The following is a 15,344-nucleotide window of genomic DNA, read 5'->3' on the forward strand; positions in this document are numbered from 1 at the left end:
ATAGATATGCGAACGTTCTAACCGAATTTGCGCAGCGCGTCCAGTGCCAGGCCGGCGCCGATGCTGCCAAACAGATCACCTTCGACCTTGCGCGCGTCGGGCACCAGGGCGCCGATGCGCTCGCGCAGCAGGCCCACGCCGCTCGATCCGCCGGTGAAGAACACGGTGTCGACCTCGCCCGGCGCCACACCGGCATCGGCCAACAGGCGCAGCACCGTCGCATCGATCGCGTCGAGCAGGGACAGGATCGATCCTTCGAAGGTAGCGCGCTCGACCAGCAGGGTCTCCGCCGGCGCCAGGCGCTCCAGTTCCAGCGCTACCTGCTCATGAGCGGACAGTGCGATCTTCGCGCCTTCGACCTGCATCGCCAGCCAGTGGCCGGCGCGATCAATGATCAGGTGCTGCAGGCGCACCAGTTTGGCCGGCTCGCGCGCGTCGCGCACCAGGTCGTCGAGCTGGGCGATGCTCTTGCGGGTATAGGCCTGGTTGATCGTGTGCCAGGTCGCGAGATTGAAATAATAGCTCGACGGGATCTCGGCGCCCGAGCGCAGCGCGCTCTGGTAGCCCAGCAGCGGCATCACCGAGGCCAGGCTCAGGTATTTGTCGAAGTCGGTGCCGCCGATGTGTACGCCGCCGGTGGCGAGAATGTCGTCGCGCCGCTCGGGTTTACCGGCGCGGCCGGGCCCCAGGCGCACCAGCGAGAAGTCCGAGGTGCCGCCGCCGATGTCGGCGATCAGGACCAGTTCCTCGCGGTCGATCTGAGACTCGTAGTCAAACGCGGCGGCGATCGGCTCGTATTGAAAGGCCACTTCGCGAAAACCCACCTTGCGCGCCACCTCCGCCAGCGTGTCCTCGGCCAGTTGGTCGGCGGCCGGATTGTCGTCGATGAAGAACACCGGACGCCCGAAGACGGCGCGATCGAAGCCGCGCCCCGCCTGGGCTTCGGCGCGGCGCTTGACCTCGCCGATGAACTGGGCCAGCAGCAGCCGGAACGGCAGCGCGCGCCCGCCCACTTCGGTCTGGCCATCCATCAGGCTGGTGCCGAGCAGGCTTTTCAGGGAGCGCATCAGGCGCCCTTCGTAGCCGGCCAGGTAGTCGGCCAGCGCGGCGCGGCCGTAACGCACCTCGTCGTCGTCGGCATTGAAGAAGACCACAGAGGGCAGCGTGGCCTTGCCATCCTCGAGCGTCAGCAGCGCGCTCGCTCCCTGCGTGGCCTGGCCCGGTACTGCATGATTCTCTGGCCTGATCCAGCCTACCGTGGAATTGGACGTACCGAAGTCGACGCCGCAAGCGTTCGTCATGTCTGCCTTTGTCGAGGACGCGTTTTGAAGGGGCGAGATCTTACCAGAAATGAGCTCGCCTGGCGACGGCTGGCTTGCCGCCGTTGCGCGCGGCATACGGGCGCGCCCTCTCCTATAATGAACCGACACCCCGCCTGTCCGAGTCCCCAGCCATGGCGCATACCTGGATCCTGAAGCGCAACTGCTCGCTGACGCCGCGCCAGTCGGCCGCCGCCTACGTGCTTCTGTGCACCGGCTCCTTCGGCATCGCCCTGTTCTTCCTGCTGCAGGGCTACTGGATCGTGCTCGCCTTTGCCCTGCTCGAGATGCTGGCCGTCGGCTGCGCCCTGCTCCACTATGCGCGCCACGCGCTGGACGTCGAACGGATCGCCCTCACCGAGCGCATGCTCATCATCGAGCGCATCGACGCCGGGCGCCGCAGCCAGTTCCGGCTCGACCCCGTGCGCACCCGCGTCGGCCCGCCCCTGCCGCGCAAGCGCAAACTGATCCTGCTCGAGTCGCCCGGCGCCAGCATCGAGGTCGGCAGCTATGTCTCCGAACCGATCCGCCAGCAGGTGGCGCAGGAACTGGCGCGGGCCATGCATGCCCACCCTGCCCGCCTTCGTTGAAATGTTGTCTTCTATGTAAGTTTGTTCTTACACGAACGCGGCTACGCGACCGATTGGTATTTTCTATCGCATTTAGCATAATCCCAGACCGGATATGCTAAGGATTAATATTTCCTAGGCAACAACAGAGAAAAGACTGATTGCGCAACTAACATGAAAACAGAACCGCACCAGACAGCAAAGCATGGCCACCTCGTCATCATCGGCGGCCACGAAGACCGTCAATACGGCAAGGAGATCCTGGCCCGCTTCATCGAACTCTCGGGCGGCGCGAGCGCCCGCATCGTCGTGATCACCGCCGCCAGCAAGGTGGCCGACGAGATGTGGGGCATCTACGACCAGGCCTTCGGCGACCTCGGCGTGCACCAGGTCAAGCACCTCGTGCTCGAATCGCGCCAGGACGCGAACGACGAGGAGAAGGTGCGCATGGTGGCCGAAGCCGACGGCATCTTCATGACCGGGGGCGACCAGAAGCGGCTGCTGGCCATCATCGGCGGCACCGCCCTCGACGCCGAAATGCACACCGCCCTCAAAGTGCGCGGCGCCTGCATCGCGGGCACCAGCGCGGGCGCTTCCGCCATGTCGGGCCACATGCTGGCCCAGGGCAAGACCGACCTGCTGCCGGCCAAAGGCGCGGTCAGCCTGGCTGCCGGCCTGGGCTTTTTGCACCGCGTCGTCATCGATCAGCACTTCTCGGAGCGGCAGCGCCTGTCGCGATTGTTGTCCGTCGTGGCGCAGAACCCCTATTTGCAAGGCATCGGCATCGACGAGGACACGGCCCTGGTGGTCGAGCGCGGCCGCGGCATCGAAGTGCTGGGCGAAGGCTCGGTCACGATCGTCGACGGCCGATCGATGGACACCAACATGGCCGACATCGCCGAGCGCGACACGCCGGAACTGATCGACGTGCGCCTGCACCTGCTGCCGGCAGGCAGCCGCTTCTACCTGCCGACGGACGGCGAACCGGCCAAGCCGATGTCGCCCTCGCTGCGCGATTTTTTAGAAAATGTGACGAAACGGAACCCGATCTCATGAGAATCACCGAAAAACGCTTCCTGCGCGGCCCCAACCTGTACAGCCCCACCCCTTGCCTGATGGCCGTCGTCGATGCGGTCGGCCTGGAGATCGCGCCCGGCTTTGGCGCACGCCTGCTGGCGCTGCTGCCCGAACTGGCGCCCGAGGTCTCGGCACGCATGGCCAGCCTGGCCTGCCTGGCCGACGCCGTCGAACCGGTCGTGATGGAACTCCAGCGCCTGGCCGGCGCACCGGCCGGCTTCAGCCAGACCCTGGACGTGGCGCGCAAGCATGACGCACGCCGCGCCGTCTGCGGCTACCGCACCGAGCAGGTCGCGCGCCAGGCGCTGGACGTGGCGATGAACATGCTGCGCGCGCTGGCCGCCGGCGAAGCCTACGACCTGGCCGCCAGCCTCAAAGACTTGCACGAGACCGCCGAAGACTATGCGATCGGCACCAGCACCGCCGCCGTGGTGAACGCGGCCATCAAGCGCGGCATCCCGAGCCTGCGCATCACGGACGAGGCGAACCTGTTCCAGCTCGGCTGGGGCTCGAAACAGAAACGCCTGCAGGCGACCATTACCGGCGCGACCAATTCGATCGCGGTCGGCATCGCCAGCGACAAGCAGCTGACCAAGACCCTGCTCGAGCAGGCCGGCGTGCCGGTCCCGGGCGGTTCCACCGTGACCACCCTGGAGGACGCGCAGCGTGTCGCGCGCCGCATCAAGGGCCCGGCCACCATCAAGCCGCTCGACGCCAACCAGGGTAAAGGCGTCACCACTACCTGCACCACGCCGGACGAGGTCGCGTGCGCCTTCGAGCACGCCCGCAAATACGGCCGCCACGTGATCGTCGAGGAATTCCTGGCCGGGCGCGACTACCGCGTGCTCGTCACCGGTAACAAGATCGCCGCTGCGTCCTGGCGCCGTCCGCCTTGCGTGACTGGCGATGGCCGCTCCACCGTACGCGAACTGGTCGACGTCGAAAACCGCAACCCGGCGCGTGGCGACGGCCACACGAATATCCTCACCAAAATCCCGATGGACGACCTGGCCGCGCAGACGCTGGCGAAACAGGGCTTTGGTGTCGAGTCGATCGTCCCTGCAGGCATCACCGTCGACCTGCGCGGCAATGCCAACCTCTCGACCGGCGGCACCGCCGAAGACGTGACCGACTTGCTGCCGGAAGAAACGCGCGAGATCTGCATCCGCGCCGCACGCACCATCGGCCTGGACGTGGCCGGCATCGACGTCATCTGCCAGGACATCGCCCAGCCCCTGCGCGAACAACAGGGCGGCATCATCGAAGTCAATGCCGCACCGGGCATCCGCATGCACCAGTACCCGAGCCGCGGCACGCCGCGCGATGCGGGCGATGCGATCGTCGAGGCCCTGTTCGGCCAGGACGACGGCCGCATCCCGGTGATTGCGGTGACCGGCACCAACGGCAAGACCACGACCTCGCTCTTGATTGCGCACACGGCGCGCCTGGCGGGCCTGCGCACGGGCGTCACCACCACCGAAGGCGTGTACGTCGACGGCCAGCTGACCATGAAGGGCGACTGCACCGGCTACCGCTCGGCGCGCAGCATTCTCACGTCGCCCGACGTCGATTTCGCCGTGCTGGAAACGGCGCGCGGCGGCATCCTGAAGCGCGGCCTGGCGTACGACCGCTGCGACGTCTCGGTGGTGCTGAATGTCTCCTCCGACCACCTGGGCCTGGACGGCGTCGACACCGTCGAGGAACTCGCGCGCGTGAAAGCCGTCGTCGCCCAGCGCGCCTCGCGCGCCGTGGTCCTGAATGCCGAAGACGATTATTGCGTGGCCATGGCCAAGGAGCTGCAGGAGCAGGTCGAAGTGCTGTACTTCGCGCTGGACGCCGACAATCCGGTCCTGCTGCGCCACCTGGAGCGCGGCGGACGCGGCGTCTACCTGGAAGACAACACGGTCGTGCTGGCCACCGGCGCGCGCCACGAAGCGCTGGCCGACGTGCGCCAGATGCCGGTCACCCTGAACGGCTGCGCGCGCTACAACATCGCCAACGCCCTGGCCGCCACCGCTGCACTTGCCGCCACCGGCTTCGGCAATGCCGAAATCGTCACCGGCATGCGTTCGTTCGTTTCCGACAGCAAGCACAATCCACTGCGCTCGAACCTGTTCGACGTCGAGGGCGTGACCGTGATCGTCGACTACGCCCACAACTGCGCAGCCTACGCCGCGCTGTCGGAAACGGCGCGCGCGATGACGCCGGGCCGCGTGGTCGGCGTGGTTGCGGCTCCGGGCGACCGGCGCGACGCCGACCTGGTCGACATCGGGCGCACCTGCGCCGCCGGCTTCGACGAGTTGGTGGTCTACGAAACGACGAACCGCGGCCGTGCCGATGGCGAAACCGCCGCCCTGCTGGCGCAGGGAGCGCGCCTGGGCCGCATCGCCGCCGACAAGCTGGCGCTCGAGCTGAACGTGCATGCCGCGATCCGCCACGGCCTGTCCCTTTGCCAGCCGGGTGACGTGCTCGTTTTCGGCTGCGGCTCCTCGATCTCGGAACTGACCGAAGCGCTGCGCCCGACCAAACCCGAGATCGCCCAGCGGATCGAGGCTGAAGCCGTGTAACTCAGGCGCGCGCACGAAAAAAACGGCCCTCGCGGGCCGTTTTCCGTAGGGTGTGTAAAGGCAAAGTTGAAATGTCCGCTTTCAGCAAAGTTGAAATGTCCGCTTTTTCAGGTGTTGAACATGGAGCTGAGCGGCCCCTTTCTTTGCTGCTGACACGCCTTTCGTAACGATGGCGGCTGGCTGATCGGCACGATAGGTACGGTTGCGCGACTTTTTGTCGAGCAGTGCGTGCAGGGTCTTGCTGTCGATGTCGTTCCGATTTTCCCGACGCGGCAGTGCCAGGCTGGTATGGGTAAATAGCTGACCGTTTGCCCGCAGCTCCACACGGCCATCGGTGTAGGTATGGATGGCAACAGCTTGGCCAATCAGACTTCGGGCTCTGGGGGTATCGTCCAGCCGGTGCTGTACGGTGGCCTGTTGCAGGGTCAGTTGGGTGCTCAGTTTGCGTGTCTCGCAAAAGCTCAGGATGCGCTCCAGGTTTTCGCCGGCTTGCAACGGCGTATGCAGGTCAAGCGGATTGCTTGGCACACGGGCAAACCGGGCGTTGTAACGTGCAGCGTAATCGTTACACCAGGCATTGGCGGTCGCGATATCGCTGATTCCTTCAAGCCTCAGATGTTTTACCAAGCGGTCCTGCAAGGTACGGTTGGCTCGTTCTACACGGCCTTTTGCTTGCGGTGAGTTAGCGCAGATTAGTTCGATTCCGAGTTCATCCATGGCACGTTGAAACTGGGTGCAGGTTCGGCTCGTCGCTATTGCCGAGCGAAACACGGCAGCGCGGTCGGAGTACAACGCCTGGGGCTTGCCGTGTTGTTCGACGTAGCGCTGCGTGGCCTCGAAATAGCTGGCCGTTGATTCACTCGGGGCGAAGTGCAGCTGCAGCAGCTTTCCGGTTGCATCGTCGATGTAGACGAGCAGTGCGCAAGCGTCTCCACGTCGCTCGAACCAGTGATGGCGGCTGCCGTCGATCTGGACCAGTTCACCGAAACAGGCGCGCCGCTCGCGCGGCTGGTGCAGCGCAGCCATCCGCGCGGTCTTTGGGATCCACAATCCCGCCTCGATCATCAGGCCACGCAGCGTTTCTTTTGACACGATGACGCCGTGCCGATCCCGCAGCTGCTCGCACGCCAATGTTGGGCCAAAATCGGCGTAATGGTCGCGTACCAGTTGTAGGGCTGCCTTGGCCAGGCCCGGCCCGAGCTGGTTGTTGCTCAGCTTGCCTCGCTTGCCAGAAATCATGGCGCCTACGCCATCCTCTGCAAACCGCTTGATCAGGCGCCGCACCTGCCGGGTCGTTATTTGAAGCCGTTTCGCCGCAATCGTTGCCTTGACCTCGCCACGGGCACACGCCCCCACGAGTTCAGCCCGCTCTAGCTCCTGCATCGTAATGCTCCCGATTTTGCTCACGCTCGACTCCAAACGATTCGGAATCGACAGCATGAACTATCTAGCAAAAGCGGACATTTCAACTTTGCTAGAAGCGGACATTACAACTTTGCTCTTACAGGGTGGGCACTCCGTGCCCACGCGGTCTCACCAGTCGATTCATCGGCGATCAGGCCTTGGCCTTGCGCGGCAGCAGTCGCGTAATAACCTTGACCGCCACCAGCAAGATAATGCCGGCAAGGACACCCGCCAGCGTGCCGACCAGCGTCGGCGTAATCGCACCCAGCACCCCGCCCGCGCCGGGAACGCCACGCGCCGCCTCCGCCGCGCGCTCGGACAAATGGTGCAGCGGCGCAAACCCGTGGCTCAGGATGCCGCCGCCCACCATGAACATGGCGATGGTGCCGATGATCGTCAGCGCTCGCATCAGCTTGGGCGCGGCCGCCAGCAGGAAACTCCCCAAGCCGCGCGCCAGTGGCCGGCGCCGCCTGCTCAGGCGCAGGCCAAGGTCATCGAGTTTCACGATGCCAGCCACGATCCCGTACACCGCCACCGTCATCGCCACCGCAATGGTCGCCAGCACCATCGACCTTTGCATGAGCGGCAATGCGGCGGCAACGCCAAGCGTGATGACGATGATTTCGGCCGACAGGATGAAATCGGTGCGGATCGCACCCTTGATCTTTTCTTTTTCCAGCGCCACCAGGTCGACCGCCGGGTCGGCCAGGGCACTGGCCAGTTCGGCGTCGTGGGCGGCGTCCTCTTCCGGGCTGTGGAGAAATTTGTGCGCCAGCTTCTCGACACCCTCGTAGCACAGGAAAGCGCCGCCAAGCATCAAGAGCGGCGTGATCGCCCACGGGGCGACGAAGGAAATCCCAAGCGCCGACGGCACCAGGATCGCCTTGTTGACCAGCGATCCCTTGGCCACCGCCCAGACTACGGGCAGCTCGCGGTCCGGATCGACCCCGGCCACCTGCTGGGCGTTGAGGGCAAGGTCGTCGCCGAGCACGCCGGCGGTTTGTTTTGCCGCCACCTTGCTCATCAGCGCAACGTCGTCGAGCCCCGCTGCGATATCGTCCATCAATGCCAGCAAGCTCACCGCATACATGCTGTCTCTCCCGCAATTGGGTAGCGATCATTCTACCCATGCACGGAGCAGCCCCTGCACACCTTTCACTGCCGACATTCGTGTTCGCGGCGCAGTTCGCCTGAAACGGAAGCGCTTACACCGTCTGCGCCTCGATCCGGTCGGCACTCTCCGGATCGTCCACCCGCAGCGCATCGATGAAGGTTTTCAGCGAGGAGCCGCAGGCAAACACCAGCACATCCCCCGCGCGGCAGAGCGACAGGCCCAGGCGGATCGCCTTGTCGACTTCGATCTCGCGGTGCGTCGTGTCGGACGGCCCGACGACCTTTTCGATGCCCTCGATGATCAGGTCGACCGCGCCCCCCACTTCCCGGCCGCGGCTTTGCGATTCGTACACCACCAGCTCGTCGAAACGCTCGCCGCAGACTTCCCCGATCTGCACCAGGTCGCTGTCGCGGCGGTCGCCCGGCGCAGTGACGATGCCCACCAGCTGGCCCGGCAGCAGCGCGCGCGCCATTTCAGCCAGGGCCGCGTAGGCCGCCGGGTTGTGGGCGTAGTCGACGATCACCGTCACGCCGCGCACGTCGAAGACATTGGTGCGCAGTGGATTGGTCTTGCAGTCCGAGACGAAGGTCGACAGGCCGTCGGCAATCTGCAGGTTGGAAAAGCCCGAGGCCATCAGCGCCGCCGATGCGGCCAGCGCATTGGCGATGTTGTAGCGCGCCCGTCCGCCGAAAGTCGATGGCATCGCCTCGACCCGCATCAGTTCCTGGTGCAGGGTGCCGTCGGCGATGACGATGGCATTGTCCTGCAGGTAGGCGCCGCGTCCGCCGTCTTCCAGGTGCTGCAGAAGAATCGGGTTCTCGGCGTCCATCGCGAAATAGATGATTTCCGCGTCCGGCTTGGCACGGCGCGCCATCGCGACGCAAAGCGCGTCTTCCGCATTCAGGACCACCGCTTTCGCCGCCGAGCAGGCGACCACCGCCTTCACCTGGGCCAGGTCTTCGATCGTGTCGACCCCGTCCAGCCCCAGGTGGTCGCCGGCGACGTTGAGCACGACCCCAACGTCGCACTGGTCGAACGCCAAGCCACGTTTCAGGATGCCGCCGCGCGCCGTTTCCAGCACGGCGAAGTCGACGTCGGGCGCCGAGAGCACCGTGCGCGCCGACCAGTAGCCGGTGCAGTCGCCCTTGACCAGGCGCTTGCCGTTCACAAACACCCCTTCGGTCGTGGTGACGCCGGTGCCCAGGCCCGCGACGCGCGCGGTGTGCCCGATCATCAGCGAGGTCGTGGTCTTGCCGTTGGTGCCGGTGACGGCGACCACCGGGATACGGCCGTTCGACTGGCCCATCAAGCCGTCGACGATGGCCTCGCCCGCGTCGCGCGGTTCGCCTGCGCTCGGATGCTGGTGCATGCGGATGCCGGGCGCGGCGTTCACCTCAATCACCGCCCCGCCCTGCTCGTCGAGCGGCACCGAGATGTCCCGGCAGACGATGTCGATGCCGGCCACGTCCAGGCCGATCTTGCTGGCGGCGCGCACGCACAGGGCGCGCGTGATTTCCGGCAGCAGGTCGGTCACGTCTTCGGCGGTGCCGCCGGTCGACAGGTTGGCGTTGCTGCGCAGTTCAACGCAGCTACCTTCCGCCGGCACCGAATCGGGCGCATGGCCCTGGCGGCGCAGCATGTCTTCGGCGTGCGCGTCGAGCGCCAGGCGGGTGAGCACATTGCTGTGGCCCGCGCCGCGCGCCGGGTTCTGGTTTTCGATCTCGACCAGTTCCGTGATGGTCGACACGCCGTCGCCCATCACATGGGCGGGACGGCGGAAGGAGGCGGCGGCAATGCGCCCGCCCGCCACCAGCACGCGGTAGTCGCGCCCTTCGACGAAGCGCTCGACGATGATGCGGCGCCCGTACTGGCGTGCGAAATCGAAAGCGGTGGCTACTTCCTCGGGGGTCGCGCATTTGGTGGTGACGCCCTTGCCCTGGTTGCCGTCGAGCGGTTTCAGGGTGACCGGCACGCGCAGGCGGCGCGCGATGCGCTGGGCTTCTTCAACGCTGGTGACGGTGCCGCCTTCCGGCACCGGTACGCCCGCCTCCATCAGGAGCGCCTTGGTCAGCTGCTTGTCGCTGGCGATCTTCACGGCGACATAGCTGGTGTCGCCGGTGGTGGTGGCCTGCAGGCGCTTTTGCTTCGAGCCCCAGCCGAGCTGGAACAGGTTCGCTTCATCGGTGATGCGCGAATACGGGATGCCGCGCTCGTGGGCGGCGGCCAGCACGGCCGCGGTGCTGGTGCCGATCGAATAGCGCGAGGCGAGCGCGCGCAGCTCCTTCATGCGCGGCTCGACTTCGAAGGCGTCGCCGTTCGCCAGCGCCGTGACCAGGTCGACGGCCAGCTGGAAGGCGGGTTCGGCCAGCTTCTCGATCGCATACTGCACGACCACGCGGTACTGGCCCGGACGCCCGGCTGCCGGGCGCGTGCGGCCGTAGCCGACCGTGGGGCCGGCCATCGACTGCAGGGTCAATGTGACGTGTTCGACCACGCGCGCCAGATAGGTGCCGGCGCGCAGGCGCTGGGCGAAGCCGCCCGGCTGGCCGAGCGGCACCAGCTGCTCGTTCAGCGCCGGCAGGGTCGCCAGCAGCGCCTCGTTGAAGCCCGGGATGTCCTTCGAGGAGATGCCGTACAGGTCTTCCAGGTCGATGACGCTGAGCAGGCAGGGGGTATCGGCGTGGACGTTGGGTCCGCGCAGGAAGCGTTGTTCGAGGATATGCACGTAATGGTCCCTGTTGTTGGATTTTTTATTAGACGGGCGCCGCTATCCCGGAGATAGCGGCGCCCGGTTAAAACGTGGTACGGCGGTTCAGGTGTCGAGCAGCTGGGTGTACATGCGGGTCGCCATCAGGCCGGCCGCGCTGTGGTGGTGCGAGGGCGTCATGAGCTCCAGCAGCAGGGTCATCGCCTCGCCCTTGCCGCTGGCGGATGCGACGCGTTGCTCGAGCAGGGCCAGTTCGTTCTCGCTGCCGCTGTCGCGCGCCGCGCGGCGGCGGATCAGGCCGCGCTCGGGGAAGTTGCTGCTGCGCTCGGCGTGCCCGCCCAGGTTGTCGAGCGTGCGCTGGCGTGCGCGCCAGGTCAATGCGCGTTCCTCTTTCACCGTGCTGCCCGGGGCGCTGACGATCCAGTCGCGCAGCACCTGTTGTTCGTAGGCTGAGAAAACCCCGAACATTTCGGCGCGCTCGCCTTCGATCAGGCGCCAGAAGCGGCTGTGTTCGACCTCTTCGCCACGCTTGATCCAGCCGGCCGTCTCCAGCGCCGCCAGGAAGCCAGGGATCTGGCCCGGCTCGCCCAGCCACTCGTTGACCGAGCGGCCCGCGACGCGGCAGTAATCGGAGTGCATGTTCTTGCCGACGACGCTTTTCTGCGCCAGGATGGTCACCAGCTCGTCCTGCAGGTCGAAGTCCGCGATCACCGAATTGGTGCTCGCACCGAGTTCGTTCAGGCGGTAGCCGTCCAGCACGCGCCGGTAGAAGGCGGCGCGGTCGCCCACGCGCGGCATCAGGTCGAGCAGGGCCTGGACCGCCTTTTGCGCATGGCCCGTAGCCGCGTTGTCGACCGTGACGTGCAGCGTGAAGTAATACGGATCGATGCCGAATTCGTTCAATTCATAGGACGTGATCAGGAGGTGCAGCGGCAGCTGCTCGTAGCCGAGGTTGAAACCGATTACCTCGGGCAGGAAGCGGTCGGCGTTCTGGCCCAGGGCCAGCTGGATCGCGCCCTGCACGAAATGGTCGTCGCTGAGCTGCTCCCAGTTGTCGATGCCGTGGGTGGCCAGCAGCTTGCGGTAGATGGTGACGTGGTTCTTGTCCGGCACGCCCTCGCCCAGCTCTTCGAGATAGGTCTTGATCAGCGGGTGGAAGTCCGGGCTGTCCCAGTGCCTGAGCATGCCGTACAGCCAGGAACCGTCGACCAGCTTGGTCGGCGCGGCCGACTTGATGAAGTTCAGCGCGTGCGCCTTGTTATGGAAGTAGCGGCGCGGGGCCCCGCCCTTGCGCGCGGCCAGGTATTCGCGGTACTGGATGCCCACCGCCTCGCTGCGTGCTTCTATCCAGGCCGGCAACTGGGCCAGGGTCGGCGGCAGGTCGGCCGGAATGTCCTGCACGGCGGCGATCTGGTCGCGCAGGAAAGCTTCGCCTTCGCGCGCATGGTGCAGAGGATCGGCGTACTGGGCGAAATACAGGTCCTGGGCACGCGTGCTTGGTGCCGCCGGGCTGCGCTGCACCTGAGCGGAATTGGAAACTTCGGTAACGAGCGATGGCATCATAAACTTTTGTTCACAATCTTGTTGAATGATCACCGGAATTATCCGGGCTGAACTATGCAGCGCACATCGGCACGCACCCCCCATCGCTGTAAGACAGAACTTACAAAGATGTAAATTTGTTCACATTCGGTGCAGTTCGACGGCGTTTCAGGGCATATCGCCGAGACAAATGCCCAATTCGCGTGCAGTGGCGACCGTATCGCCGTCGACCGGCACCAGGCGGGTGCGCCCCGCCACCGCGGCCAAAGGCACCAGCTCGATCGCCTGCGGCCCCAGCGCGACCATGACGCCGCGCTCGCCGCTGGCCAGCGCGCGCACGGCCGCCGCTCCGAAACGCGCCGCGATGACCCGGTCGAAGCTTGAGGGACTGCCGCCGCGCAGAAGGTGGCCGAGCACGACGTTGCGGCATTCCTTGCCGGTGGCAAGCGCAAGCTGGTCTTCCAGGCGCGCCGCGATACCGCCGAGGCGCTCGGCCTTGCCGACCTCGGCCCCGGCCTGCACGGCCCGTTCCCCATCCTTCGCCCGCGCGCCTTCGGCCACCACCACGACGGCATGGTGGTGGCCGCACGCGTCGCGGCGCGCGATCGCCGCGCGCACAAGCTCGAGGTCGTACGGGATTTCCGGGATCAGGATCGCATGCGCCCCGCCGGCGATGCCCGCGTGCAGGGCGATCCAGCCGGCATAGCGGCCCATGACTTCGACCAGCATCACCCGGTGCTGGCTGTGCGCGGTGGTGTGCAGGCGGTCGATGCAGTCGCTGGCAAAGCCGACGGCCGTGTCGAAGCCGAAGGTGAAGAAGGTGCGGTCGAGGTCGTTGTCGATGGTTTTCGGCACCCCGACCACGCGCAGGCCTTGCGCATGCAGGGCCTGGGCGATACCCATCGAGCCGTCGCCGCCGACGATGACGAGTGCGTCGAGGCCGCGCGCGCGGCACAGAGCAACCACTTCCGCGCTGCGGTCCTGCTCGACCAGGCTGCCATCAAAGGCGCGGACCGGGTAATGCAGCGGATTGCCGCGGTTGGTGCTGCCGAGGATGGTGCCGCCGAGGTGGCCGATGGCCTGCACGTCCTCAATCAGCAGGCGCTGCACCGGCTGGCCGGCGCAGCTGTCGGGCGCGAGCAGGCCATTGAAGCCGTCGCGGATGCCGTGGCATTCCCAGTTCATCCGGCTTGCGGCCAGCACGACGGCGCGGATCACGCCGTTCAGGCCGGGCGCGTCGCCGCCACCGGTAAGCAGGCCGATGCGGCGGATGGCTGATGGATTGCTGTCTGTCTGGCCTACGCTCACGATGCCCCCCTTGCCGGCACGGCCGGCATTCAAGCGCACATGATGGCCGCGCGGGCAGCGCCGCGGCGCACGCCTCCGGGTGCAAAGCCAACGTTTTTGGCGTGTGAGCATCTCGCGCGCGGCCACACGGCCTGGCCGAGCGGCAGTCGGCGCGCAGGCGTAGGATGTCCATGACAGCTGCGACGGGGATGCGCGATGACAGAATCGGACGTATTGATCGTGGGCGCCGGCCCGAGCGGGCTGGTGCTGGCCCTGTGGCTGACCTCTTTCGGCGTGAAGGTGCGCATCGTCGACGCGGCAAGCGGCCCCGGCACCACCTCGCGCGCGCTGGCGGTGCAGGCGCGCACGCTCGAACTCTACCGCCAGCTCGACCTGGCGCAGCCGGTGATCGAGGACGGCCATCCGATCCAGTTCTTCAACGTCTGGGCCGAGGGCGAGCACCGCGGGCGTATTCCGCTGCGCGCCATCGGCACGGGCCTGACCCCCTGCCCTTTCTTCCACATCTATCCGCAGGACCGCCATGAGCGGCTGCTGGTCGAGCGCCTGGCGGCGGTTGGCGTCGAGGTCGAGCGCAACCTGACCTTGAGCGGTTTCGACGAGCACAGCGACCACGTTCTCGCCCGGCTGATCGACGCGAACGGCCGTGAATCGCAGTGCGCCGCGCGCTGGCTGGCCGGCTGCGACGGCGCGCGCTCGGCGGTGAGGAATGCGATCGGCGTGGGTTTTCCGGGCGGCACCTATCGCCAGGTCTTCTATGTGGCCGACATCGAGGGCGACAGCCCGGCCCTGAACGGCGAACTGAACCTCGACCTGGACGAATCGGACATCCTGGCCGTGTTCGCCACCGCCCCGCGCGGGCGCGGGCGGCTGGTGGGCACGGTGCGCGACGAACGGGCCGAGCGCGCCGAGACCCTGCAGTTTTCCGACGTCAGCCAGCGCGCGATCGACAACCTGATGATCAGCGTGCACATGGTGAACTGGTTTTCGACCTACCGCGTGCACCATCGCGTGGCCGATCATTTCCGGCAAGGCCATGCCTTCCTGGTCGGCGACGCCGGCCACATCCATAGTCCGGCCGGCGGCCAGGGCATGAACACCGGCATCGGCGACGCCATCAACCTGGCCTGGAAACTGGCCGCCGTCATCCAGGGTCAGGCGCCCGAGGGCCTGCTCGACAGCTACGAGGCCGAACGCCTGCCTTTCGCGCGGCGCCTGGTCGAGACGACCGACCGCGCCTTCAGCTTCCTGACGGCCGACGGTCCCGTGGCCGAGATCGTGCGCACGGGGATCGTGCCGCGGCTCATGCCATTGATCGGCAAGCTGCCTGTCGCGCGCGAATACCTGTTCCGCACGATTTCGCAGACCGTGCTGCACTACCGCCATGCGCCGCTCAACAGCGGCCATGCCGGCAAGGTGCACGGCGGCGACCGCCTGCCCTGGGTACGCTACCCGCACGGCGACAATTTCGCGCCCCTGCCGAAGCCGGGCTGGCAGGTACACGTCTACGGCAGCGCCCGGCCTGACCTGATCGCCTGGTGCGCGCTGCACGGCATCGCGCTGCGCGTGTTCGACTGGCAAGCCGAATGCGCGGCGGCCGGACTGGCGCACGACGCCGTTTATCTGCTGCGGCCGGACAGCTATGTCGGCCTGGCCGCGTCCGGCCTCGCGGCCGGGCCGCCCTCGCCGGATGTGCTCGACAGCTACATGCGCGCGAATGCGCTGCGCCTGTAGCGGCGC

General features: G+C 66.6%; 10 protein-coding genes. 4 read left to right on the forward strand and 6 right to left on the reverse strand.

The genetic code is table 11. The features are described from left to right. Window positions 1-17: 17 nt before the first annotated feature. Window positions 18-1,301: an Hsp70 family protein gene (locus tag NMB41_RS13005; protein ID WP_494378236.1), complete on the reverse strand. Its 1,284-nt coding sequence runs from the start codon at window positions 1,299-1,301 to the stop codon at window positions 18-20. Window positions 1,302-1,453: 152 nt separating this feature from the next. Here NMB41_RS13005 and NMB41_RS13010 point away from each other — a divergent pair, with 152 nt between their 5' ends. The 3 genes from NMB41_RS13010 to cphA (NMB41_RS13020) all read left to right on the forward strand — a co-directional run bounded on the left by NMB41_RS13010 (window position 1,454) and on the right by cphA (NMB41_RS13020) (window position 5,532). Beyond that, a complete protein-coding gene (locus NMB41_RS13010) occupies window positions 1,454-1,909 on the forward strand; it encodes a DUF2244 domain-containing protein (RefSeq protein ID WP_494378237.1) in 456 nt (151 codons plus the stop codon). A 153-nt stretch (window positions 1,910-2,062) separates the two neighbouring features. Further along, the gene (locus NMB41_RS13015; RefSeq protein ID WP_494378238.1) at window positions 2,063-2,944 is read left to right on the forward strand and encodes a cyanophycinase; all 882 of its coding nucleotides are present in this window, start codon (window positions 2,063-2,065) and stop codon (window positions 2,942-2,944) included. Beyond that, complete coding sequence (gene cphA / locus NMB41_RS13020; RefSeq protein ID WP_494378239.1) at window positions 2,941-5,532, forward strand: cyanophycin synthetase; 2,592 nt, start codon at window positions 2,941-2,943, stop codon at window positions 5,530-5,532. Before NMB41_RS13015 ends, cphA (NMB41_RS13020) begins: the two co-directional genes overlap by 4 nt. Window positions 5,533-5,613: 81 nt before the next feature. Here cphA (NMB41_RS13020) and NMB41_RS13025 read toward each other — a convergent pair whose 3' ends face one another. The 5 genes from NMB41_RS13025 to NMB41_RS13045 all read right to left on the reverse strand — a co-directional run bounded on the left by NMB41_RS13025 (window position 5,614) and on the right by NMB41_RS13045 (window position 13,607). Then, the gene (locus NMB41_RS13025; protein ID WP_494378240.1) at window positions 5,614-6,972 is read right to left on the reverse strand and encodes an ISNCY family transposase; all 1,359 of its coding nucleotides are present in this window, start codon (window positions 6,970-6,972) and stop codon (window positions 5,614-5,616) included. 115 nt (window positions 6,973-7,087) lie between these two features. Further along, on the reverse strand, window positions 7,088-8,026 hold the full coding sequence (locus NMB41_RS13030) for a DUF808 domain-containing protein (protein ID WP_494378241.1): 939 nt from the start codon (window positions 8,024-8,026) through the stop codon (window positions 7,088-7,090). A 115-nt stretch (window positions 8,027-8,141) separates the two neighbouring features. Continuing rightward, a complete protein-coding gene (cphA, locus tag NMB41_RS13035; RefSeq protein WP_494378242.1) occupies window positions 8,142-10,775 on the reverse strand; it encodes a cyanophycin synthetase in 2,634 nt (877 codons plus the stop codon). Window positions 10,776-10,862: 87 nt separating this feature from the next. Beyond that, window positions 10,863-12,320, reverse strand: coding sequence for an iron-containing redox enzyme family protein (locus tag NMB41_RS13040; RefSeq protein ID WP_494378243.1), 1,458 nt, complete (start codon window positions 12,318-12,320; stop codon window positions 10,863-10,865). A 147-nt stretch (window positions 12,321-12,467) separates the two neighbouring features. Next, window positions 12,468-13,607 (reverse strand): 6-phosphofructokinase, encoded by a 1,140-nt coding sequence (locus NMB41_RS13045; RefSeq protein ID WP_494378244.1) that lies wholly within the window; start codon window positions 13,605-13,607, stop codon window positions 12,468-12,470. A gap of 195 nt (window positions 13,608-13,802) precedes the next feature. Here NMB41_RS13045 and NMB41_RS13050 point away from each other — a divergent pair, with 195 nt between their 5' ends. Next, window positions 13,803-15,338, forward strand: coding sequence for an FAD-dependent monooxygenase (locus NMB41_RS13050; RefSeq protein WP_494378245.1), 1,536 nt, complete (start codon window positions 13,803-13,805; stop codon window positions 15,336-15,338). The last annotated feature ends 6 nt before the right edge of the window (window positions 15,339-15,344 follow it).

It is taken from the genome of Massilia sp. FBCC-B171 (genome assembly GCF_059134155.1).

What these genes read in the sequence shown, in the direction of transcription:
- NMB41_RS13005 (WP_494378236.1), bottom strand. Translation starts at nt 1,301, where the DNA reads ATGACGAACGCTTGCGGCGTCGACTTCGGTACGTCCAATTCCACGGTA.
- NMB41_RS13010 (WP_494378237.1), top strand. Translation starts at nt 1,454, where the DNA reads ATGGCGCATACCTGGATCCTGAAGCGCAACTGCTCGCTGACGCCGCGC.
- NMB41_RS13015 (WP_494378238.1), top strand. Translation starts at nt 2,063, where the DNA reads ATGAAAACAGAACCGCACCAGACAGCAAAGCATGGCCACCTCGTCATC.
- cphA (WP_494378239.1), top strand. Translation starts at nt 2,941, where the DNA reads ATGAGAATCACCGAAAAACGCTTCCTGCGCGGCCCCAACCTGTACAGC.
- NMB41_RS13025 (WP_494378240.1), bottom strand. Translation starts at nt 6,972, where the DNA reads ATGCTGTCGATTCCGAATCGTTTGGAGTCGAGCGTGAGCAAAATCGGG.
- NMB41_RS13030 (WP_494378241.1), bottom strand. Translation starts at nt 8,026, where the DNA reads ATGTATGCGGTGAGCTTGCTGGCATTGATGGACGATATCGCAGCGGGG.
- NMB41_RS13040 (WP_494378243.1), bottom strand. Translation starts at nt 12,320, where the DNA reads ATGATGCCATCGCTCGTTACCGAAGTTTCCAATTCCGCTCAGGTGCAG.
- NMB41_RS13050 (WP_494378245.1), top strand. Translation starts at nt 13,803, where the DNA reads ATGACAGAATCGGACGTATTGATCGTGGGCGCCGGCCCGAGCGGGCTG.